The sequence below is a fragment of the Archangium sp. genome, assembly GCF_036388035.1.
Lineage (GTDB): Bacteria > Myxococcota > Myxococcia > Myxococcales > Myxococcaceae > Archangium.
This window is the reverse complement of sequence record NZ_DASVSO010000904.1, coordinates 1-18695: the sequence shown is the minus strand read 5'-3', so window position 1 is coordinate 18695 and position 18695 is coordinate 1. Positions and strand designations below refer to the sequence as shown.

Annotated in this window: 19 protein-coding genes and 1 pseudogene; 12 read left to right on the top strand and 8 right to left on the bottom strand. The window is 70.2% G+C overall.

The features are described from left to right. The 9 genes and pseudogenes from VF697_RS37180 to VF697_RS37140 all read left to right on the top strand — a co-directional run. Positions 1 to 159 (top strand): annotated as a pseudogene (locus VF697_RS37180) (histidinol-phosphate aminotransferase family protein); the annotation flags it as partial. Next, complete coding sequence (gene hisH / locus VF697_RS37175) at positions 156 to 749, top strand: imidazole glycerol phosphate synthase subunit HisH (RefSeq protein ID WP_331102662.1); 594 nt, start codon at positions 156 to 158, stop codon at positions 747 to 749. The pseudogene VF697_RS37180 and the gene hisH, both read left to right, overlap by 4 nt. Continuing rightward, positions 746 to 1459 (top strand): 1-(5-phosphoribosyl)-5-[(5-phosphoribosylamino)methylideneamino] imidazole-4-carboxamide isomerase, encoded by a 714-nt coding sequence (locus tag VF697_RS37170; RefSeq protein WP_331102661.1) that lies wholly within the window; start codon positions 746 to 748, stop codon positions 1457 to 1459. The genes hisH and VF697_RS37170 overlap by 4 nt, the downstream gene beginning before the upstream one ends. After that, complete coding sequence (locus VF697_RS37165) at positions 1456 to 1992, top strand: imidazoleglycerol-phosphate dehydratase (protein ID WP_331102660.1); 537 nt, start codon at positions 1456 to 1458, stop codon at positions 1990 to 1992. The genes VF697_RS37170 and VF697_RS37165 overlap by 4 nt, the downstream gene beginning before the upstream one ends. Position 1993: 1 nt before the next feature. After that, complete coding sequence (hisF, locus tag VF697_RS37160; RefSeq protein WP_331102658.1) at positions 1994 to 2752, top strand: imidazole glycerol phosphate synthase subunit HisF; 759 nt, start codon at positions 1994 to 1996, stop codon at positions 2750 to 2752. Continuing rightward, the gene (gene hisN, locus VF697_RS37155; RefSeq protein WP_331102656.1) at positions 2753 to 3529 is read left to right on the top strand and encodes a histidinol-phosphatase; all 777 of its coding nucleotides are present in this window, start codon (positions 2753 to 2755) and stop codon (positions 3527 to 3529) included. It begins immediately after the preceding gene. Continuing rightward, positions 3529 to 4137, top strand: a complete 609-nt coding sequence (gene hisIE / locus VF697_RS37150) for a bifunctional phosphoribosyl-AMP cyclohydrolase/phosphoribosyl-ATP diphosphatase HisIE (protein ID WP_331102664.1) — start codon at positions 3529 to 3531, stop codon at positions 4135 to 4137. Before hisN ends, hisIE begins: the two co-directional genes overlap by 1 nt. After that, positions 4134 to 5300 (top strand): MBL fold metallo-hydrolase, encoded by a 1167-nt coding sequence (locus VF697_RS37145; RefSeq protein ID WP_331102655.1) that lies wholly within the window; start codon positions 4134 to 4136, stop codon positions 5298 to 5300. Before hisIE ends, VF697_RS37145 begins: the two co-directional genes overlap by 4 nt. A 98-nt stretch (positions 5301 to 5398) precedes the next feature. Next, positions 5399 to 6595, top strand: a complete 1197-nt coding sequence (locus VF697_RS37140; RefSeq protein ID WP_331102653.1) for a cytochrome P450 — start codon at positions 5399 to 5401, stop codon at positions 6593 to 6595. Between the two features lie 71 nt (positions 6596 to 6666). On the opposite strand, the gene VF697_RS37135 is transcribed toward VF697_RS37140, so the two are convergent. Both VF697_RS37135 and VF697_RS37130 read right to left on the bottom strand, forming a co-directional pair. After that, positions 6667 to 7314, bottom strand: coding sequence for a M23 family metallopeptidase (locus VF697_RS37135; RefSeq protein ID WP_331102651.1), 648 nt, complete (start codon positions 7312 to 7314; stop codon positions 6667 to 6669). Further along, positions 7314 to 8177 (bottom strand): hypothetical protein, encoded by an 864-nt coding sequence (locus VF697_RS37130; RefSeq protein ID WP_331102649.1) that lies wholly within the window; start codon positions 8175 to 8177, stop codon positions 7314 to 7316. Before VF697_RS37130 ends, VF697_RS37135 begins: the two co-directional genes overlap by 1 nt. Positions 8178 to 8434: 257 nt before the next feature. Here VF697_RS37130 and VF697_RS37125 point away from each other — a divergent pair, with 257 nt between their 5' ends. Further along, positions 8435 to 8875 carry a hypothetical protein gene (locus VF697_RS37125; protein WP_331102647.1) on the top strand — a complete coding sequence of 147 codons (441 nt, stop codon included), beginning with the start codon at positions 8435 to 8437 and terminating at the stop codon, positions 8873 to 8875. Between the two features lie 3 nt (positions 8876 to 8878). On the opposite strand, the gene VF697_RS37120 is transcribed toward VF697_RS37125, so the two are convergent. Next, positions 8879 to 9619: a dienelactone hydrolase family protein gene (locus VF697_RS37120; RefSeq protein WP_331102645.1), complete on the bottom strand. Its 741-nt coding sequence runs from the start codon at positions 9617 to 9619 to the stop codon at positions 8879 to 8881. A gap of 195 nt (positions 9620 to 9814) precedes the next feature. Here VF697_RS37120 and VF697_RS37115 point away from each other — a divergent pair, with 195 nt between their 5' ends. Further along, positions 9815 to 11608 carry a rhomboid family intramembrane serine protease gene (locus VF697_RS37115; RefSeq protein ID WP_331102644.1) on the top strand — a complete coding sequence of 598 codons (1794 nt, stop codon included), beginning with the start codon at positions 9815 to 9817 and terminating at the stop codon, positions 11606 to 11608. A gap of 7 nt (positions 11609 to 11615) precedes the next feature. Here the strand turns inward: VF697_RS37115 and VF697_RS37110 are convergent, their stop codons facing one another. The 4 genes from VF697_RS37110 to VF697_RS37095 all read right to left on the bottom strand — a co-directional run bounded on the left by VF697_RS37110 (position 11616) and on the right by VF697_RS37095 (position 16409). Then, entirely contained in the window at positions 11616 to 13511 is a 1896-nt protein-coding gene (locus VF697_RS37110; protein ID WP_331102643.1) for a ribonuclease R family protein, read from the bottom strand. Positions 13512 to 13574: 63 nt separating this feature from the next. Continuing rightward, positions 13575 to 14321, bottom strand: a complete 747-nt coding sequence (locus VF697_RS37105; protein WP_331102641.1) for a sialidase family protein — start codon at positions 14319 to 14321, stop codon at positions 13575 to 13577. Positions 14322 to 14388: 67 nt separating this feature from the next. Then, positions 14389 to 15198, bottom strand: a complete 810-nt coding sequence (locus VF697_RS37100; RefSeq protein WP_331102639.1) for a hypothetical protein — start codon at positions 15196 to 15198, stop codon at positions 14389 to 14391. Positions 15199 to 15257: 59 nt separating this feature from the next. Beyond that, the gene (locus VF697_RS37095; RefSeq protein WP_331102637.1) at positions 15258 to 16409 is read right to left on the bottom strand and encodes a hypothetical protein; all 1152 of its coding nucleotides are present in this window, start codon (positions 16407 to 16409) and stop codon (positions 15258 to 15260) included. Between the two features lie 75 nt (positions 16410 to 16484). Here VF697_RS37095 and lpdA point away from each other — a divergent pair, with 75 nt between their 5' ends. Continuing rightward, positions 16485 to 17882 carry a dihydrolipoyl dehydrogenase gene (gene lpdA / locus VF697_RS37090; protein WP_331102635.1) on the top strand — a complete coding sequence of 466 codons (1398 nt, stop codon included), beginning with the start codon at positions 16485 to 16487 and terminating at the stop codon, positions 17880 to 17882. A 22-nt stretch (positions 17883 to 17904) separates the two neighbouring features. On the opposite strand, the gene VF697_RS37085 is transcribed toward lpdA, so the two are convergent. Beyond that, on the bottom strand, positions 17905 to 18695 hold a 791-nt coding region (locus tag VF697_RS37085; RefSeq protein WP_331102633.1), incomplete at its 5' end, for a DUF72 domain-containing protein.

Below are 18695 nucleotides of genomic sequence, written 5' to 3'. Positions count from 1 at the left end.
CCCGGCGCCCCCGCGGTGGCGGAGCGGATGCGGCAGCGGGACGTGAATGTGCGGGCATTCCAGGGGCTGGCGGTCGTCGGGGACGCGCTCCGGATCGGCTGTGGCCCGTGGACCCTGATGGAGGCGGCGCTCACGGCGCTGCGAGAGGCTCTGCGATGAGAGTGACGCTGTTCGACTACGGAGCGGGCAACCTGCACTCGCTGGCCAAGGCCCTGGCCACGGCCGCGGACGTCGAGGTTCGCGTCCAGGAGGATCCAATCCGGGCGCTCGACACGGACCTGCTGGTGCTGCCGGGCGTGGGTGCCTTCGGCGCGGCGGCGGCGCGGCTGGAGCCGGGGCGCGACAAGATGCGGCGCGCGCTGGAGGACGGCCTGCCCTGCCTGGGCATCTGCCTGGGCATGCAGCTCATGTTCGACACGAGCGACGAGGGCGGGGGCTGGGGCCTGGGCGTCTTCCGCGGCCAGGTGACGAAGCTGCGCTCCCAGCGCGTGCCCCACATCGGGTGGAACTCGGTGGAGGAGGACACCGCACTGAAGAGCGCGAAGCTGGGCACCGTCTACTACGCGCACAGCTACGTCTGCCGCGCCGAGGAGCCCAACGTCGTGGTGGGTTGGACCACGCACGAGGAGGACCGCTTCCCCGCGGCGGTGCGGCGCGGGAACGTGCTCGGGGTGCAGTTCCACCCGGAGAAGAGCTCGGCGGCCGGCGTGCGCTTCGTGCAGGCCTTCCTCGAGGAGGTCCGCAAGTGATCGCCATTCCGGCAATCGACCTTCGGGAGGGGGCCTGCGTGCAGCTCGTGGGCGGCTCGTATTCCGACGAGCGGGTGCGTGTGAAGGACCCGATGGACGCGCTGCTGCGCTGGCGTTCCCACGGCTTCAGGACCTTCCACGTGGTGGACCTGGACGCCGCGCTGGGCAAGGGCTCCAACGAGGGCCCCATCGGAAAGTTGTTGAGCCATGAGCCGGGGCTCACCTTCTCGGTGGGCGGTGGCGTGCGGAGCACGGCCAAGGTGGAGGCGGTGCTCGCGCTGGGGGCGGCCTACGTGGTGGTGGGCACGCGGGCCATCGAGGACGGGGCGTGGCTGCGCGAGGTGGCCGAGCGCTTCCCGGGCCGCGTGGTGGTGGCCGCGGACGTGAAGGGTCGCGAGGTGGTGACGCGCGGCTGGACGGCGGGCAGCGCCCGGGACATCCGCGAGGTGCTCGAGTCGCTGGAGCCGCTGCCCCTGGCGGGCCTGCTGGTGACGGCGGTTCACAAGGAGGGGCAGATGGAGGGCGTGGACCTGCCGCTGATGGAGGAGGTGGCCCAGACGAGCCGCCACCCCCTGTACGCCTCGGGTGGGGTGACGACGGTGGAGGACCTGCGGGCCCTCGGGCGCGTAGGGGCCTTCGGGGCCGTCATTGGCATGGCGCTGTACACGGGCACGCTGGACGCGGCCGAAGTGGCGAGGGAGTTCGCATGACGACCATCGTTCGAGAGACGAAGGAGACGAAGGTCACGGTGGACATCGCCCTGGGCAAGGGCGTGGCCAAGGTGGACACGGGCCAGCCCTTCTTCGACCACATGCTGTCCACCTTCGCGCGCTACGCGGGGCTGGATCTGACGCTCCACGCGCGCGGCGACCTGCGGCACCACCTCATGGAGGACGTGGCCATCACCCTGGGCACGGCGGTGCAGAAGGTGATTCCCGCCACCGCCGCCCGCTACGGCGAGCGCACCGTGCCCATGGACGACGCGCTGGTGCAGGCCTGCATCGACGTGGCCGGACGCTTCTATTACCGGGGGCCACTGCGCAACAAACTCTACGAGCACGTCATGCGCTCGTTCTGCGAGCACGCGAAGGTAACGCTGCACCTGCGCATTCTTCGCGGCAAGGACAGCCACCACGTGACGGAGGCGGCCTTCAAGGCGCTCGGCATGGCGCTGCGCGACGCGATGGTGGACTCGGGCGTGGTGTTCAGCACGAAGGGCGCCGTTGCCCTGGAGGTGAAGTGAGATGCTCACACGGCGACTGATTGTGTGCTTGGACGTGAAGGGCGGGCGCGTGGTGAAGGGCGTCCAGTTCGAGGGCCTGCGCGACGTGGGCGACCCGGTGGAGTTGGCCATGCGCTACGAGGAGGCGGGCGCCGACGAGGTGACCTTCCTCGACATCTCCGCGAGCAACGAGGAGCGCAGCACCCTGTGGGACCTGGTGCGGCGCACGGCGGAGCGGCTGTTCATCCCGCTGACGGTGGGCGGTGGCGTGCGCACGGTGGACGACGTGGGCCGGGCGCTGCGGGCGGGCGCGGACAAGGTGAGCATCAACTCGGCGGCCGTGGCCCGGCCCGAGGTCCTCACCGAGTGCGCCGAGCGCTTCGGCGCCCAGTGCGTGGTGGCGAGCATCGACGCCAAGAGGGACGGCGACAGGTGGCGCGTGTACACCCACGGCGGCAAGCGGGCCACGGACCTGGACGCGGTGGCCTGGGCGCGCGAGTGCGTGAAGCGGGGCGCGGGTGAAATCCTCCTCACGAGCATCGATCGGGACGGAGCCCGTTCGGGGTATGACCTGGCGCTGACGCGGGTGGTCGCCGAGGGGGTGGCCGTTCCCGTCATCGCCTCGGGTGGCGCGGGCAACGCGGAGCACATCCGGGCCGCGCTGAAGGAAGGGCAGGCGGACGCGGCGCTGGTGGCGGGCATCCTCCACGACGGCGTCACCACCGTCGGGGCGATCAAGACGTTGCTCCAGGAGAGCGGTCTCAAGGTCAGGAGCCTCTGAATGGACGCGCGGTCGGCGATGCAGGCGGTGGAGGAGGTGGCGCGCAGGTCGGGAGACGTGGCGCTCGGCTTCTTCCGCAAGGGCATCCAGGTGCACACCAAGGGGGACGGGACGCCGGTGACGGTGGCGGACCAGACGGCCGAGCGGACGGCACGCGAGTGGATTGAGTCCCACTTCCCCGAGGACGGCATTCTCGGGGAGGAGTTCGGCGAGACGCGGCCCGGAGCGAAGCGCCGGTGGATCCTCGACCCGATTGACGGCACGAAGTCGTTCATCCGCGGCGTGCCGCTGTGGGGCACGCTGGTGGCGCTGGCGGAGGGGGAGCGCATCCTCGCGGGCGCGGCGTACTTCCCGCCGGTGGGGGACATGCTGGTGGCGGCACCAGGGCAGGGGTGCTGGTGGAACGGGAAGCGGACGTGGGTGTCGGAGCAGGCGGACCTCTCCCTGGCGACGGTGCTGGCCACGGACGAGCGCTTCCGGGTGTACCCGGAGCGCGGGGTGAAGTGGCGCGCGCTGACGGCGAAGGCGCTCGTCTCGCGGACGTGGGGGGACTGCTACGGCTACCTGCTGCTGGCCACGGGACGGGCGGAGGTGATGATCGACGAGGAGCTGTCGTCGTGGGACGCGGCGGCGCTGCAGCCCATCATCGAGGAGGCGGGTGGGGTGTTCACGGACTGGACGGGGACGAGGACCTCGTTCGGCGGCAACGCGATCGCGACGAACGCGGCGCTCGCGGGCCAGGTGCGCGAGCTGCTGGGCGCGACGAAGAGGGAATGATGCTGGACTTGTCGAAGCTGGATTTCACCAAGGGCAACGGCATGGTGACGGTGGTGACGCAGGACGCGCACACCGGCGACCTGCTGATGGTGGCGCACGCGGACCGCGAGGCGTTGGAGAAGACGCTGGAGACGGGCGAGATGTACTACCGCTCGCGCACGCGCGGGCTGTGGCACAAGGGCGGGACGAGCGGGAACGTGCAGCGGGTGGTGTCGCTGACGGCGGACTGTGATGGGGACGCGGTGCTGGCGCGGGTGCGGAAGGCGGGCCCGTCGTGCCACACCGGGGCGGAGACCTGCTTCGACATCGGTCCGGTGGACGCGCTCGTCGAGCTGGACCGGACCCTCACCCAGCGGGCGGCGAAGGCGCCGGAGCCGGGGGAGAAGCCGAGCTACACGCGGCGGCTGCTGGACGACCGGAACCTGCGGCTGAAGAAGATCGGCGAGGAGGCGGTGGAGCTGGTGACGGCGTGCGCGGACGGGGATAAGGAGCGCGCGGTGGAGGAGGCGGCGGACGTGCTCTACCACGTGCTCGTGGCGGTGCGCCCGCTGGGGGTGACGCTGGACGACGTGAAGGCGGTGCTCGCGCGCCGTGCCGGAAAGCCATGAAGAACATCCAGAAGCGCGGGGGCCTGGTGCGTGTGGCCCGGTGGACGGGACTGCTGGTGGCCATCGCCCTGGTCGCCATTGCCGCCGATGCGTGGACCGCGCTGGGCCGGCGTGCCGACGGTGAGCGACGCGTGCGCATGGAGCGCTCGCCCCAGTGGCAGGACGGGCACTTCGAGAACCCGCAGCCGCTCTTCAACGACTGGTGGGGCTCGCTGAGAGCCATGTTCGGCGCGAGCCCCTACGTGGGCCCCGCGGAGCCGCTGCCCACGGTGCCGGGCGACGGCCGCCGGTTCGAGACGCCGCCCAGCACGGGCCTGCGCGTCACCTGGCTCGGGCACTCCTCGGTGCTCATCGAGATCGACGGCCACCGCGTCCTCACCGACCCCGTCTGGAGCGAGCGCGCCTCGCCGCTGAGCTGGGTGGGCCCGAAACGCTGGTACGCCCCGCCGATTCCGCTCGCGGAGCTGCCCCCCATCGACGCGGTCGTCATCTCGCACGACCATTACGACCATCTCGACTACCCCACCGTCTTGGCGATGAAGGACTGGGACACCACCTTCGTGGTGCCGCTCGGCGTGGGCGCGCATCTGGCGTCGTGGGGGGTGCCCGAGGCCCGCATCGTCGAGCTCGACTGGTGGGAGCGCACGCGGGTGCGTGGGCTCGAGATCGTCGGTACGCCCTCGCGCCATGCCTCGGGGCGCACCGGCATCGACAAGGACGCAACCCTGTGGGCGGGCTTCGCGCTCCTCGGGCCCCAGCACCGCGCGTACTACTCGGGGGACACGGGGCTGTTCCCCGCGATGAAGGACATCGGCGCGCGCCTCGGGCCCTTCGACGTGACGATGATCGAGGTGGGCCAGTACCACAGTGCGTGGCCTGACTGGCACATCGGGCCCGAGCAGGCCGTCCTCGCCCACCGGATGGTCCAGGGCCGCGTCCTCCTGCCCGTGCACTGGGGACTCTTCACCCTCGCCGCCCATGGCTGGACCGAGCCCATCGAACGCGTGCTCGCCGCGGCCGAGAAGGCAGGCGATACCGTGGTCGTCCCCAAGCCCGGCCAGGGCATCGAGCCCTTGGCGCCGCCCATGCGCGAGCGTTGGTGGCCGAACCTGCCCTGGGAGACCGCGGCCCAGCACCCCATTGTCTCCACCCAGGTGAACTGAGGCGCGCCCGGGCGCGAGCCGAGGACCCTCCAAAGAGTGTCCGGTTTGTGGCATAGCACCCGGGCACCTCTTCACCATCCCCGGGGGGATCTCTCCACATGACTGTCCGGCTGAACCTCTTCGCGCCCGAGTTCCGCGCCAACCCCTATCCGTTCTTCGCCGAGCTGCGGCGCCAGCCCACGCTCGCCCAGGTGGACCCGCTCGGCTTCTGGGCCGTCTCCCGCTACGCCGACGTGCTGCACGTCTTCAAGAATCCCCAGCTCTTCTCCTCCACCGGCCACCGCGCGCCCGCGGAGCCCGAGTGGCTGGGGCGCAGCAATCCGATCGCGGACTCCATGGTCATGCTGGATCCGCCCAAGCACACCCGCCTCCGGGCACTCGTCAACCGCGTCTTCGGCCCCTCCGCCTTGAGCCGGATGGAGCCGCGCATCCGCGCCTACGCGCAGCAGGCCGCCGCCGAGCTGCCCCTCGGCCGCCCCGTGGACTTCATCGAATCCTTCGCCCTGCGCGTGCCCGCCTCCGTCATCGGCGAGCTGCTCGGCCTGGACGCCTCGGATCACAAGCGCTTCAAGCGCTGGGCGGACGACATCAACAACACCAGCGCCACGCCCCCGGATGCCCATGAGTGGCACGCGCAGATTCGGGGCACCTACGCGGAGATGGAGCAGTACCTCAAGAACGTCATCGCGGAGCGCCGCCTCTCCCCCCGCGAGGACATGGTGAGTGATCTGATCGCCGCCCGGATCGAGGGCGAGGCCCTCACGGACGCGGAGTTGATCGGCTTCCTCTTCCTGCTGCTCGTCGCCGGCCTGGAGACCACCATCCACCTGCTGGGCCACTCCGCCCTGGTCCTCGCCGAGCGTCCGGACGTGTTCGCCCGCGTGAGCGCGGACCGCTCGCTGATTCCCCGGTTCATCGAGGAGGTGCTGCGCTACGAGCCCGTGGCCCAGACGCTGCTGCGGATCACCACCGCCGAGACGGAGCTGGGCGGCGTGCGCCTGCCGGCCGGCTCGCACGTGATGCTGCTGGTGGGCTCCGCCTGCCGCGACGAGGCGCAGTTCCCCAACAGCGAGACCTTCGACATGGACCGCCAGGGCCAGCAGAACATGCCCTTCGGCCACGGCATCCACTTCTGCCTCGGCGCCCCCCTGGCCCGCATGGAGGCGCGGCTCGCCCTGGAGGCACTGCTCGACCGGTGCGGCGGCCTGGTTCGCGACCCCGCGCCCGTGCAGTGGCACTCCTCGATCGTCGTGCGCGGGCCCACGGCGGTGCCGCTCACCGTGCTGCCGCGTTGAGCCGCTGAAACGCCAGGGGGCCACACCCTCGCGAGTGTGGCCCCCCGGGCTAACTCTCTACGACCTGCCCACTACTGGCAGGCGATTCCCGGCAGGCCGCGGTACGCACCCTGCGAGGTCCACCGCGTGTAGGGCGTGCCGCACGACCCCGCGTACGGGTCATCGATGCCGTAGTTCGGGACCCAGTATTCGAAGTGCAGGTGCGGCCCCGTGGAGGCGCCGGACGAGCCCGCCCGCGCGATCCAGTAGGAGCAGGCGATGGAGGTGTTCCGGGCGAACTGCTGCGTGTACTTCATCAGGTGCCAGTACTTGGTCTTGGTGCCATCCGCGTGCCGCATGATGATGTAGTTGGCCGTGTAGAGGCCGCAGGCCGCGTACGGGTTGGCCTGATCCCAGTAGTTGCACCGGTCGAAGTAGCCATCCACCGAGGACTCGATGACGCCCGCGGCGGCGTTCATGACCCACACGCCGTAGTCCATCTTGCTGAACCCGCCGACCAGGGCGTAGTCCGTGCCCGTGTGGCCGCTGTAGCGCACGCCACCACACGCGTAGTCCCTGCCACCGTAATCCTTGTACGCGCTCACCGTGCAGCCACCGTTGCCGCACTGGTCCGCGAGCTGCGACATGGGGAAGCGGAACATCGTCTGCGCCGAGGAGGCCGCGGGACTGGCCAGCAGCGCGAAGAGCAGCGTCGCGGCGAGCTTCTTCAGGGTGCTCATCACTTCTCACCTCCCAGATCCGGAGCCGCCTGGCCCGTGCGCACGTTGATCTTCCAGAACTCGCCGCCGCCCGCGTTGTAGCGAAGCACGTCGTCGTTCACCCACTCCATGTGGTGACTCGAGACGGGCGGGGGGACGAAGCCCACCGGAGCGCCACCGAACAGCGAGTAGTTCTCCAGCCCGACGTTGGTGAGCTGCTTGGGCGCCGCGCCATCCACCGTCGTGACGAAGAACGAGGCCACGCTGGTGCGGCCCGACACGAAGACCACCGTCTTGCCATCCGGGGAGATCGTCGGCGTCGCGTCCACTCCAGGCCCATCCGCCAGCACCTTCACGCGACCGTTCAGGTCGATGATGCCCACGGACGTCTCGTGCCCCTCGCTGACACCCTCCAGCGTGGCCACCAGGGCGTCACCCTTCGCCGTCGGGAAGAGATCTCCGCCCACCTTTTGCGCCAGCAGCCGCTCACGGCCGTTGGGCTCGCGCAGGCGCAGGTTGCCCTCGCCGTCCAGCAGCGCCACGTTCGGCCCCAGCGCGCGCGCCTCACGGTACTTGAACTGGCGATCCACCACGCGCGTCGCACCGGTGGACTCGTCGTACTGGACGATGGCCAGCAGCGGCACGTCGTCCGTCGCCAGCGCCTGCTCCGGGACCTCGGCGACGATACCGGCCATCATGTTGCGGCCCTGGCCGAACAGATGGACGAACCGGGCCTTGGGGCCGAACTCCTTGGCGACGGCCGGCACGATGTGCTCGCGCGCCTTCTCGATACGGCGACGATCCGAGGGGTTCATGCGATCCGCCGCGGTGGCGCTGGTCGCTGCCAGCATCAATGCCGCGATAGACAGGAAGAGTCTTTTCATCGGTTTCCTGGGGAAAGGGGGGAAACCCTGAGTACCAAATCAATTAGATTCAGGTGCGAATGTTTGGGGGGTAATTAGAGGGGTTTATGCAAAAATTTGTCCGAGCATGTTTTTTCGCGGCTTCTGAAGGAGAGGGGTGCCGCTGCTCGGGAGGGCTCACGAGCCGGTAACGGTCCAGGGGGCAGCGTTGAGCGCAACACACTCCCCGGTGGAGTGCCCTCGTCGCTCGCGGGTTACCCAGGTATCAGGCTGGACCCATGCCTGAGCAACGCGAGTGGACGGTTGGAGACACCACGCTTCGTTTCGAGCCGCCGGACGTCGTCTGGGTCCGCACCCGCGGTCGGGCCTCCTTGGAAGACGCCATCCAGATGGTGGAGATCTACCGGGAGCTGGGCGAACAACGGCCCCTCCTCATCGTGGGGGACCTGAGCGAAGCCACCACCCTGGAGCTCGAGGGCGGGCGCTATCTCAGCGAGCACGTCCAACCGGCGTGGATCCAAGCCACCATCTACATCGGAGCGCGGCTGCTGCACAAAGCCGTGTCCAAGGGCATTGCCCTCGCGGCGCACCTGACCGGGCGCACGGACGCGAGTGCGTTGACCAAGGTCCACTTCGTCTCCTCGGAGGCCCAGGCGCGCGACCTCATCTCCCGGCTGCGCGCGGAGGGCTTGGGGAAGGTGGCGGCGTCCGCCATCTGAAGCTCAGGCCTCGAGCGTCCGGCCGAACAGCGCGAGCAGCTTGCTCCAGTGTCGCTCGGAGGCTTCCTTGTCGTAGGCGGCCGAGCCCTCCACCGCATAGCCGTGGCGCGCGCCGGTGTAGAGCTCGGATTGAGCGGTGACGCCGGCTTCCTTCAAGGCCGCCTCCAGCCGCGCGATCGCCTCGGCCGGCATGGAGCCGTCCTGGTCCGCATGGCCGAAATAGAGCTCGCCCTTCACCTTTCCCACCACCCGGTGGGGGCTGTCGGGTGCGTCCGTGGCCAGACGTCCCCCGTGGAATGAGGCCGCCGCGACGATCCGATCCGGAAAGTCGGCCGCCATGTGCACGGCCATGGCGCCACTCATGCAGTAGCCGACCACGCCCACCTTCGGACCCTTCACCTGCGGCAGTCCGGCGAGGAAGTCGAGCGCGGCGGCGGCGTCGGTCCTGATCCGCTCGGGCGTCAGCGTCGCGATCAGCCCGAAGATGCGCTTGCGGAAGGCCTCGTCCGCGAAGGAGCCGTTGAGGTTGGGGAGCGGCGCGCGCCCTTCCCGGTAGTAGACGTTCGGCAGCAGGACGACATGGCCCGCCTTCGCCAATCGGCGCGCCATGGCCTCGAACACCGGCCGGATTCCAAAGGCATCCGTCAGCAGGATGACCGCCGACCACGGTCCCTGTTGTCCCTCCGGATGGAACACCTTCGCGTCCATCGTTCCTTCACGGGTCTTGATGTCGACGTCTTGCATGCCCCTGGAGCCTCCGCAGTCGTGTCGACCGGCTCTAATCCATGGAGAGGGCCCTTTCCACCGTGACGAGTCGCGCCCCGTCCGTGGTGTGCGACCGCGGTCCTGAGGTAGATACAAGTCGTGATGAGCGAAGAGCCCTCGACGCCCCCGAACGAAGCGCCCGCCACTCCGCCAGAGTCCGACGCTGACGCTTCCATGCGCATGCTCGGGGAGCTGCTCGCCCGGGCCACGCCGCGTGTCTTCGTCACGCAGGCGATCCTCGCGTTCAATACCCTGGTCTTCGTGGCGATGGTGGTCACGGGGGTCTCGGTCATGGAGCCCTCCATCGAGGATCTCCTGAAGTGGGGCGCGGACTTCGGGCCCTCCACCCTGCTGGGGGGCCAGCCGTGGCGGGTGCTCAGCTGCGCCTTCGTGCACATCGGTCTGGTGCACTTCGCGGTGAACATGTGGTCGTTGTGGGCCATCGGCCGCTTCTGCGAGCGGCTCTACGGCAACCTCACCTTCGCGCTCATCTACCTCCTGTCGGCGGTGGGTGGCTCGCTGGCGAGTATCGCCTGGGACCCGCTGGTGGTGTCGGCTGGGGCCTCCGGGGCCTTGTTCGGCATCGACGGCGCGATGCTGGCCTTCCTCTACCTGCAGCCCAGCGGCATCCCGCTCGAAGACCTGCGGAAGCTGCGCAACGAGGTGGTGCGCATCATCGGCATCAACCTGGTGCTCGGCCTGGGCATGGGCTTCGACAATGCCGCGCACGTCGGCGGGCTCGTCACGGGCGCGGTCGCCGGGGCCCTGGTGGCGCGCGATCTGCGGGATGCCGAGCCCGTCGGTGTCCTCCGCCTCGCACGGCTCCTGGGCGTGCTCGTCCTGCTCGGGGGCGCGACCTTCCTGGCCTTCCAGCGGGTGGACACGGATCCGAAGGTGTCCTCGAACCGTTTCAGCCGGGAGTCCTACGCCGCGCTCGAGGCTGGCGACTACGCGCGGACCGTCGAGCGGACGACGCAAGGCCTCGAGCGCGTGCCCACGTACGCACCGCTCTACTCCCTGCGCGGCTACGCCCAGCAGCGGCTCGGGCGCAAGGACCTGGCGCTCGCCGACTACGCGAAGGCGCTCGAGCTCGATCCGAAGGATGCGGATGCGCTGCTGTACCGCTGCATGTTCGGCAGTCAGGACGCGTCGGTCGAAGGCGCGCTCGAGGACTGCACGAAGTTCCTGTCCGTCGATTCAGACAGGGCCGCCTACGCCCTCGCGGCGCGTGCCGACATCCTCATGAGGCAGCAGAAGCTCGATGCCGCCAAGGCGGATGTCGATCGCGCGCTCGAGCTGGCACCTGACATGATTGACGCGCGGAGCACCCGGGCGTGGCTGGCCCTCGAGCGCAACGAGATGGAGCTCGCGGAAGCGGACTTCACCCAGCTCCTGGCGAGCCATCCGGAGTGGGAGTCGGGGTACTCGGGCCGGGCCACGGCGCGCCAGGCCCTGGGTCGGAGCGACGAGGCCCTGGCGGACCTCGACAAGGCGCTGTCGCTCGCGCCGGACATGACGCAGCTCTACTCCAAGCGAGGGCTCGCCCTCGGGGCGCGGGGGGACTACCTCCGGGCCATCGCCGACCACGAGGAGGCCCTGCGCCGCGAGCCGGAGGAGGCCACGCACCACAACAACCGCGCCTGGATGCTGCTCTTCACCGGGCGTTTCCAGGAGGCGCTCGTCTCGGCCAACCGGGCGGTGGAGCTCAAACCGGAGAGTGCTTTCATCCGGGGCACCCGATGCTGGACGCGCGCCAGCCTGGGTGACGAGAAGGGCGCGATCGAGGACTGCCGCAAGTCCGTCGCGCTGGACGCGGAGATGCTGTTCGACGAGGGGATGCTGCACTGGCTCCAGAAGCGGCCGGCGGCGGCGCTGGCCGCCTGGGAGAAGGCGCTCGAGAAGTTCCCCGAGCAGCGGGCCCTGGTGGAGCCGTGGATGGAGCGGGCGCGCCGCGCCGCCGCGCGCTGAGCCCGGCTCACCCGGCGAGCGCGAGCTCGATGCGGCCGAGGTTCTCGTCGGTGGAGGCCACGCGCACGCGCAGCGGCATGCCGATGGTGTAGGTGCGCGCCCGGCCCACGAGGGACGTCTCCCTCGCGTCTGGCTGGTAGGGCCCGTCCGGCAGCGTGTCCGCCGGGAGGTAGCCCTCCACCAGCATGCCGTCGAGCTGGACGAGCAGTCCGAAGGGCTTCACCCGGGTGACGCGCCCCTGAAACTCCCCCCCCACGTGTCCGGCCATCACCCGTGCCTCCAGCACGCGGTGACGGTCCTTCTCGGCGCGGTGGGCGGTGCGGGAGCGCGCGTTGACGTGGACCGCGAGCTCCTCGACGGCGGGATCCTCATGGATGAAGTCGCGCCGGCCCCGCAGGTACTGCTTGAGGGCGCGGTGGACGGAGAGGTCCGCGTACCGGCGGATGGGGGAGGTGAAGTGGACGTAGGCGCGCGCCGCGAGGCCGAAGTGCATGGCCGGCACCACGGTGTAGCGCGAGGGGCCCAGCGAGCGCCGCAGCACCGAGCGCAGCGCGGGCTCGGAGGTGCAGCCGGCGATCTGCCGGTCGAACGCGGCGAGCGCGAGCGGGGTGAGCCTGCGGCCGAAGCCCGCGGCGAAGCCCGAGTGGTGGGCGAAGGCGGCCAGGTCGGCCACGCGCTGGGGATCCGGCTCGTCCTGGACGCGGAAGAGGGCGGGGACGCCCCGGTCGAGCAGCCACCCCGCGAGGGCCTCGTTGGCGGCCACCATGAAGCGCTCGATGAGGGCGTGCGCCGTCGTGGGCCGCACGGCCTCGATGCCGGAGACCTCGCCCGTCTCCTCGTCGAAGGTGAAGCGGGCCTCCTCGCGCGCCATCTCGATGCCACCGCGCCCGGCCCGAGCCACGGCCAGCCGGGCCGCCGCCGCGCGCAACCATGGCAGGGCCTCGCGCACCGTCGCCAGGGGCTCGGACATCTCGCCCTTGTCGAGGTAGTCCGCCACCTCGGTGTAGCTCAGCTTCGCCCACGAGCGGATGAGGCTCTCGTACACGTCCGCGGCGGTGACGCGCCCCTCCGGGTCGATGCGCAGCTCCACCGTGAGGCACAGCCGCTCCTCGCCCGGCACCAGGCTGAGCCAGTTCGTCGACAGCTCCTCGGGGAGCATCGGCAGCATGGCTCCGGCGAGGTACACGCTGCTCGTGCGCTCGCGCGCCACGCGGTCCAGCGCCGAGCCCTCGGTGACGAACTCCGCCGCGTCCGCGATGGAGATGAAGACGCGCAGCGCACCGTCCGCCCCCGCGGGCAGCACGGAGATGGCGTCGTCGATGACGCGCGTCGAGGCCGAGTCCACGGTGACGGTGGGCACCTGACGCAGGTCGCGCCGCGCCCCGAGCGCGTGGGGAATGGCGAGCACGCGCCGCACCTCCGCCAGGGCCTCCGGGTCGAAGTCCCGGCGCAGCCCGTGCCGCACGATGATGCGCTCCAGCGAGCGGTCCGCGCCCGGCTCCAGCTTGCGCAACAGCCACGCCTTGCCGTCGGCGACGCGGGCCACCAGCGCGTCACCGTGTTGCACCTCGACACCGGCCGTCTCCAGCGGCCAGTCGCCATTGGCCACGTCGCGATCGATCCGCAGGTGCGGGGCGCCCTTGCGCGTCACCAGCTCGCCGTACACCTCCAGGCGTGGGCGCTTCAGGAGGGACAGCCCGCTCGCGCTCCAGCGTCCGTCGGCCGAGGCCGTCACGGTGGCGGAGACGACGTCATCGGCGAGGTAGGGGTTGAGCTCGGGCGGAGGGATGAACGCGGAGAGCACCTCGTCGGAGCCCGACGGCTGCACGATGAGAAAGCCGTAACCGCGAGGGTGGACGTCGATGCGGCCGGTGACGGTGCGCGAAGGGGCGGGCGTTTCCATGGGGCGCCGGCATGCTACCGCCTGCGTTCTCGGCGGCGCCGGGCAATGTGACGCCGCCGGCTTTCAGGGGAGGCGGGAGGGGACGAGCTCCTTGCCCTTGCGCCGCAGGTGCATCGGCAGGGTGGAGCGGACCTGGGCGGGGGCTCCCTGCTCCTGTCGTTCCACCCGGAGGACCTCGTCCTCGGGGATGACCGCCCAACGCGTACCGGTGGGGTCTCGGACTTCGAGGGGGTTCTCCGTGGACTGTTCGGGTGGGCCCTCCTGGGGCGCCTGCTTGGGCGAGGTCCAGGTCCGGCCTCCGTTTCGCGTGAGGAGCGCGCGAGGGCGGGAGGCCTCCTCGTTCGTGTCCACCAGCCACACCGTGCCGTTCTGTCCGTCCTTCCAGGCGATGTGCTCCGGCCACTCGGACCAGACGGCCTTGGGCAGCTTGCTCCGGCGCTTCCACGTGGCCCCACAGTCCGGGCTCGCGTAGAGCCAAATGTCTCCCGGGCCTTCCGTGCTCCAGCCCACCAGGGCTCGGCCCTCGCAGCCCACGAAGTCCAGGAAGAGCACCTCGCTGTCGCTCACCGGAGGGAGCACCTCGGTCCAGTGGGCTCCCCCGTCGGTGCTGCGCAGCAGCAGGGCTCGCAGCGGACGGGCCGAGGTGGACAGCGCTCCGTACAGGTAGATGCCGGCCTCGGTCCGGGTGGGGACCGAGAGCCCGGAGACTCGCGGGGTGACGATGTCCTCGGGCTCCGCGTCCCCCGCGCGCAGCTTCACGGGCAACTCGGGGGTGGTGGCGAGCAGCGCGCAGAGGCACAGCGAGAGCATCGAGTCTCCTCGAGAGGGGGAGACGCTCAGCCTAACGTGCTCTCAACGGGGGAGGGGACACTCCCGGTCACGGCTTCGAGGTGCCCCGTTCGACCAGCGACACCAGGTCCGCCTGCACGCCCACGAGCGCGAAGCCGAAGTTGCCCCAGTTGTAGATGTCCCGGCGCTTCACATCCGCGCCGCCCCCGAGCAGCCGCAGTCGCGCGTACGCGCTCACGTCTCCCTTCGAGCTCAGCGGGACGCCCAGCGTCAGGGCCACGTCGTAGATGCCGCCCGTCGTGTTGCCGAGCAGCCCGAAGGTGGACAGCGCGTCGGCCTCGAGCCCCGCCCACACGCGGGAGGGCAGCTCGTAGCGCAGCCGCGTCTTCAGCGCCCCCACCACGCCAATGTCGCTCTCCTTCGCGTAGCGTGAACCGTCCACCGCGCTCAGATCCACCAGAGCGTTGCGGATCTGCACGCTCGCGCCGATGTCCCAGGAGAAGCGCTCGCGGTGGATGAGCCGGTAGAGGTAGCTGCCCCGGTAGCCCTCGAACAGATAGCGGCTGTCCACCACCGAGCCCGCCGGGAACACCGTCCCCCGGAAGTCGAGGTCCCTCGACAGCGTCGCGCGCGTGGTGATGTCGAAGGGCGCCCACAGCAGGATGAGGCCGTGGCGCTCTCCCAGCCGGGCCTCGAGCGCGATGCGCTGGGTCCGGTACAGGTTGCTCTTCTGGTTGAGGTCGCTGGCCTCGTAGTCCGTGCCGGTCGGGCCGTAGCGCCCGTCGTTCTGGAAGATGGCGGCCGGGCCCGTCTCGTACTCAGCGACGAGGGCCGACAGCGGGCTTTGGGCCAGGGCCGGAGTGGCCACCAGGGTCAGTGCGAGCAGGGGGATTTTCATGGCGGCCGCTTGGATGCGGATCCGCATCCACCGTTGCACGAAAATCCCCGGGCCTTCGCTCACCGCGTGCCGCGGGCCTCCACCTCGCTCAGCGTGAGCTTGCCCTTCTCGGGGAACACGCTCAGCGCCTCCACGGCCAGCAGCGGCACCGGCAGCGCGCAGGTCTCCCACTGGCCCGTGCCACGGAAGCGGCAGGCCACTGGAAGGACGAAGCTCGTCTTCGAGTCCGGATCGCTCAGGCCCAGGTCTTCCTCGGTGCGGACGACGGCGCGCAGGGTGCCTGGCCCGCTGGCGCGCACGCGCAGCTCCGAGAGCTGGTTCACCGGCGGCTCGAACAGCGCGCTCAGGGCGCCGTCCTTCTCCCAGCGGAGCGCCTGGGGCGTCGCCGTGAGGTCCACGCCCGTGGCCTCCTGGCCATCGAAGGCCTTCTCTCCGCCCGGGGGCCCCACGGACCGGCTCGGTTTCAGCGCGGTGCTCCCGCCGGCCGGCTTCGCCTGGACGAGCGGCGCCAGCGCGGGCACGTCGCCCTTCACCACGGCCGCGTTCAGCACGTTCGCGGGGAGCTGTCCCGCGCGCGCGCACGTGGGGGCGAGCTGTCCGAGCACCGCCTTCTGCGCGTCCGTCAGCGTCTCGACGGCGAGGGCCGCCGGCGCCAGCAAGGAGCGCACCACCTCGGCACAGGCGAGGGGGGTGCCCGGTCCGGCGTGCTCCAGGTTCCACCGCAGGGAGGCCGGGTCAGCCGGGCGCCCCGCGCCGAGTCCCATCACCGCGCGTGTGACCTGGCCCGCACACGGGTTGGCCGCGGCCGGACAGCGTTGGCACAGTGCGTCTAACAGCTCCCGCAGGGAGGAGGTCCCCGCATCGCCCCCCGTGCGGGCCTCCAGGGCCGCACCCAGCTCACAGGCGCGCACGGGAGGCTCGGAGCAGGCGGCGAGCTGTTGCCGGGCTGTCGCGAAGGCCGTCGGGTCGGTGGGGGCCCGGATCGCGGCCTCCAGGGAGCGATCCAGGGTACGGCAGGCCTGTACGCCCGTGGGGGCGCCGGCCTCCGGATTCCGAGGAGCCACGTCGATGCCCATCGGCTCCTGGCCCGCTGGGGCGGAGGCGGAGCTTGGGGCCTGCCGCCGGGTCGTATGGGAGATGTAATAGAGGCGGATGAAGGCCACGAGGGCCAGCGCCATCAGGATGAGTGTTCGGAGCGGAAATCGGCGCACGGTGCAAACTCCTTGATTCCAGCCGGGATGGGTGGTTATCAGCGCCGCGCGAGTACATCCACCCCGGAGGCGTTCGTGGCAGAGACTTTCGACGTGGTGATCATCGGTTCGGGCCCCGGCGGGTATGTCGGCGCCATCCGCGCCGCGCAGCTCGGTTTGAAGACGGCGATCATCGAGAAGGACAAGCGTCTGGGCGGCACCTGCCTCCACCGCGGCTGCATCCCCACCAAGTCCCTCCTGTGGTCCGCCGCGCTGCTCCACCACATCAAGGAGGCCGCGGACTTCGGCATCGAGGTCCCCGCTCCGGTGGTCAACTGGGCCAAGGTCCAGGAGCACAAGCAGAAGGTGGTCACCAAGGGTGCCAACGGCATCGACTTCCTCATGAAGAAGAACAAGGTGACCGTCATCAAGGGCCACGGCCGCATCGCCGGCAAGGGCAAGGTCGAGGTCACCGCCGAGGATGGTGGCAAGCAGACGCTGGACACCAAGAACATCATCATCGCCACCGGCTCGGTGCCCAAGTCGCTGCCCAACGTCCCGGTGGACCACAAGCGGATCCTCAACAGCGACTCCATCCTCACCATCGACCGCATCCCCAAGAGCCTGATCGTCATCGGCGCGGGCGCGGTGGGCTGCGAGTTCGCCTCCGTCTTCAACCACATGGGCAGCCAGGTCTCCATCGTGGAGTACCTGCCCAACCTGCTCCCCATCGAGGACATCGACTGCTCGAAGGAGCTGGAGAAGCACTTCAAGAAGCGGAAGATCGACCTGCACACCGGCGCCAAGGTGGAGAAGGTGGAGAACACCGCCACCGGCGTGAAGCTGACCATGACGGTGGGCACCGAGACGCGCACCATCGAGGCGGAGCTCGTCCTGTCCGCCGTGGGTCGCGCCGCCGTCTCCGAGGACATCGGCCTGGACAAGACGTCCATCAAGGCCGAGCGCGGCTTCATCAAGACGGACGCCATGATGCGCACCACCGAGCCGAACGTGTACGCGATCGGCGACGTCATCCCCACGCCGATGCTCGCCCACGTGGCCAGCGCGGAGTGCGTGCTCGCCGTGGAGCACATCGCGGGCAAGAACCCGGCGCCCATCAACTACGACCTCACCCCGTCCGCCACCTACTGCTACCCCGAGGTGGCCTCGGTGGGCCTCACCGAGAAGAAGGCCAAGGAGCGCGGCTACGACGTGAAGGCCGCCATCTTCCCCTTCTCCGCCGTCACCAAGGCCTCCATCTCCAACGAGGCCTTCGGAATGATCAAGGTCGTCTCCGACAAGAAGTATGACGAGGTGCTCGGCGTCCACCTCGTGGGCCCGCACGCCACCGAGCTGCTCGCCGAGGCCTGCGTCGCCATGCGCCTGGAGATCACCACCGAGGAGCTCGCCCACACGATGCACGCCCACCCGACGCTCTCCGAGATCATCAAGGAGGGCGCCGAGGCCACCCTGGGTCACCCGATCCACATCTGAGTCGCGGCCGGGACACCGGTGGCTAGTGCGAGGCCGTTCGAGACTCCTCTGTCTCGGGCGGCCTTCGCATTTCGGGCGGTGGGTGCACCTTCACGTGGCCCAGCAGCTCCGCCAGGTCGAAGGCGTCCAGCAGCGCGTGTCCGTGCAGGTCGTTGTTGAAGTAGACCCAGGCCGTGCGCCCCTTGCGTCTCCACCGGTCCAGGTCGCACGCCACCGGCCAGAGCGCCTCGCGGCCGTAGCGCCCGGCGTAGCGAGAGGCCGACGCCGACCCGTGGAAGCGCACGTAGCGGAAGCCTCCCGTGAGGCGCGGGGGCGGCACCGGCACGAGGTCGTGCTCGCACACGGCCACGCCCCGGCGGTCGAGCACGTCCAGCACCTCCTCGTGGTACCAGGCCGCGTCGCGGAACTCGAAGACGTACTGGACGCCTCGGGGCAGGGCGGCGAGGAAGCGATCCACCCGCTCGGGGTCCGGCTTCTTCATGTGCGGCGGCAGCTGCCACAGCACCGGGCCGAGCTTCGGGCCCAGGCGGAGGATGACGCTGAAGTAGCGCTCCAGGCCCTCGCCCACGTCCGTCAGCCGCTTCATGTGCGTGAGGTAGCGGCTGCCCTTGCACGCGAACTTGAAGCCCGCGGGCGTCTGCTCCCTCCAGCCGTCCACCGCGTCCGCCGTGGGCAGCCGGTAGAAGGGCGCGTTCAATTCCACCGTGGAGAAGACGCGGGCGAAGTAGGGGAGCCAGCGACTGGCTGGCAGCTTGGGTGGGTAGAAGAAGTCCTTCCAGTGTTTATAGACGTAGCCGCTCGTCCCCAGGTGGA

Bases quoted from the DNA above. Each gene is read 5' to 3' on its own strand.
- VF697_RS37135 (WP_331102651.1), bottom strand. From the start codon at position 7,314: ATGAGCACCCTGAAGAAGCTCGCCGCGACGCTGCTCTTCGCGCTGCTG.
- VF697_RS37105 (WP_331102641.1), bottom strand. From the start codon at position 14,321: ATGCTCTCGCTGTGCCTCTGCGCGCTGCTCGCCACCACCCCCGAGTTG.
- VF697_RS37110 (WP_331102643.1), bottom strand. From the start codon at position 13,511: ATGGAAACGCCCGCCCCTTCGCGCACCGTCACCGGCCGCATCGACGTC.
- VF697_RS37125 (WP_331102647.1), top strand. From the start codon at position 8,435: ATGCCTGAGCAACGCGAGTGGACGGTTGGAGACACCACGCTTCGTTTC.
- VF697_RS37120 (WP_331102645.1), bottom strand. From the start codon at position 9,619: ATGCAAGACGTCGACATCAAGACCCGTGAAGGAACGATGGACGCGAAG.
- VF697_RS37145 (WP_331102655.1), top strand. From the start codon at position 4,134: ATGAAGAACATCCAGAAGCGCGGGGGCCTGGTGCGTGTGGCCCGGTGG.
- VF697_RS37100 (WP_331102639.1), bottom strand. From the start codon at position 15,198: ATGAAAATCCCCCTGCTCGCACTGACCCTGGTGGCCACTCCGGCCCTG.
- hisF (WP_331102658.1), top strand. From the start codon at position 1,994: ATGCTCACACGGCGACTGATTGTGTGCTTGGACGTGAAGGGCGGGCGC.
- VF697_RS37165 (WP_331102660.1), top strand. From the start codon at position 1,456: ATGACGACCATCGTTCGAGAGACGAAGGAGACGAAGGTCACGGTGGAC.
- hisIE (WP_331102664.1), top strand. From the start codon at position 3,529: ATGCTGGACTTGTCGAAGCTGGATTTCACCAAGGGCAACGGCATGGTG.
- hisH (WP_331102662.1), top strand. From the start codon at position 156: ATGAGAGTGACGCTGTTCGACTACGGAGCGGGCAACCTGCACTCGCTG.
- hisN (WP_331102656.1), top strand. From the start codon at position 2,753: ATGGACGCGCGGTCGGCGATGCAGGCGGTGGAGGAGGTGGCGCGCAGG.
- VF697_RS37130 (WP_331102649.1), bottom strand. From the start codon at position 8,177: ATGAAAAGACTCTTCCTGTCTATCGCGGCATTGATGCTGGCAGCGACC.
- VF697_RS37140 (WP_331102653.1), top strand. From the start codon at position 5,399: ATGACTGTCCGGCTGAACCTCTTCGCGCCCGAGTTCCGCGCCAACCCC.
- VF697_RS37115 (WP_331102644.1), top strand. From the start codon at position 9,815: ATGCGCATGCTCGGGGAGCTGCTCGCCCGGGCCACGCCGCGTGTCTTC.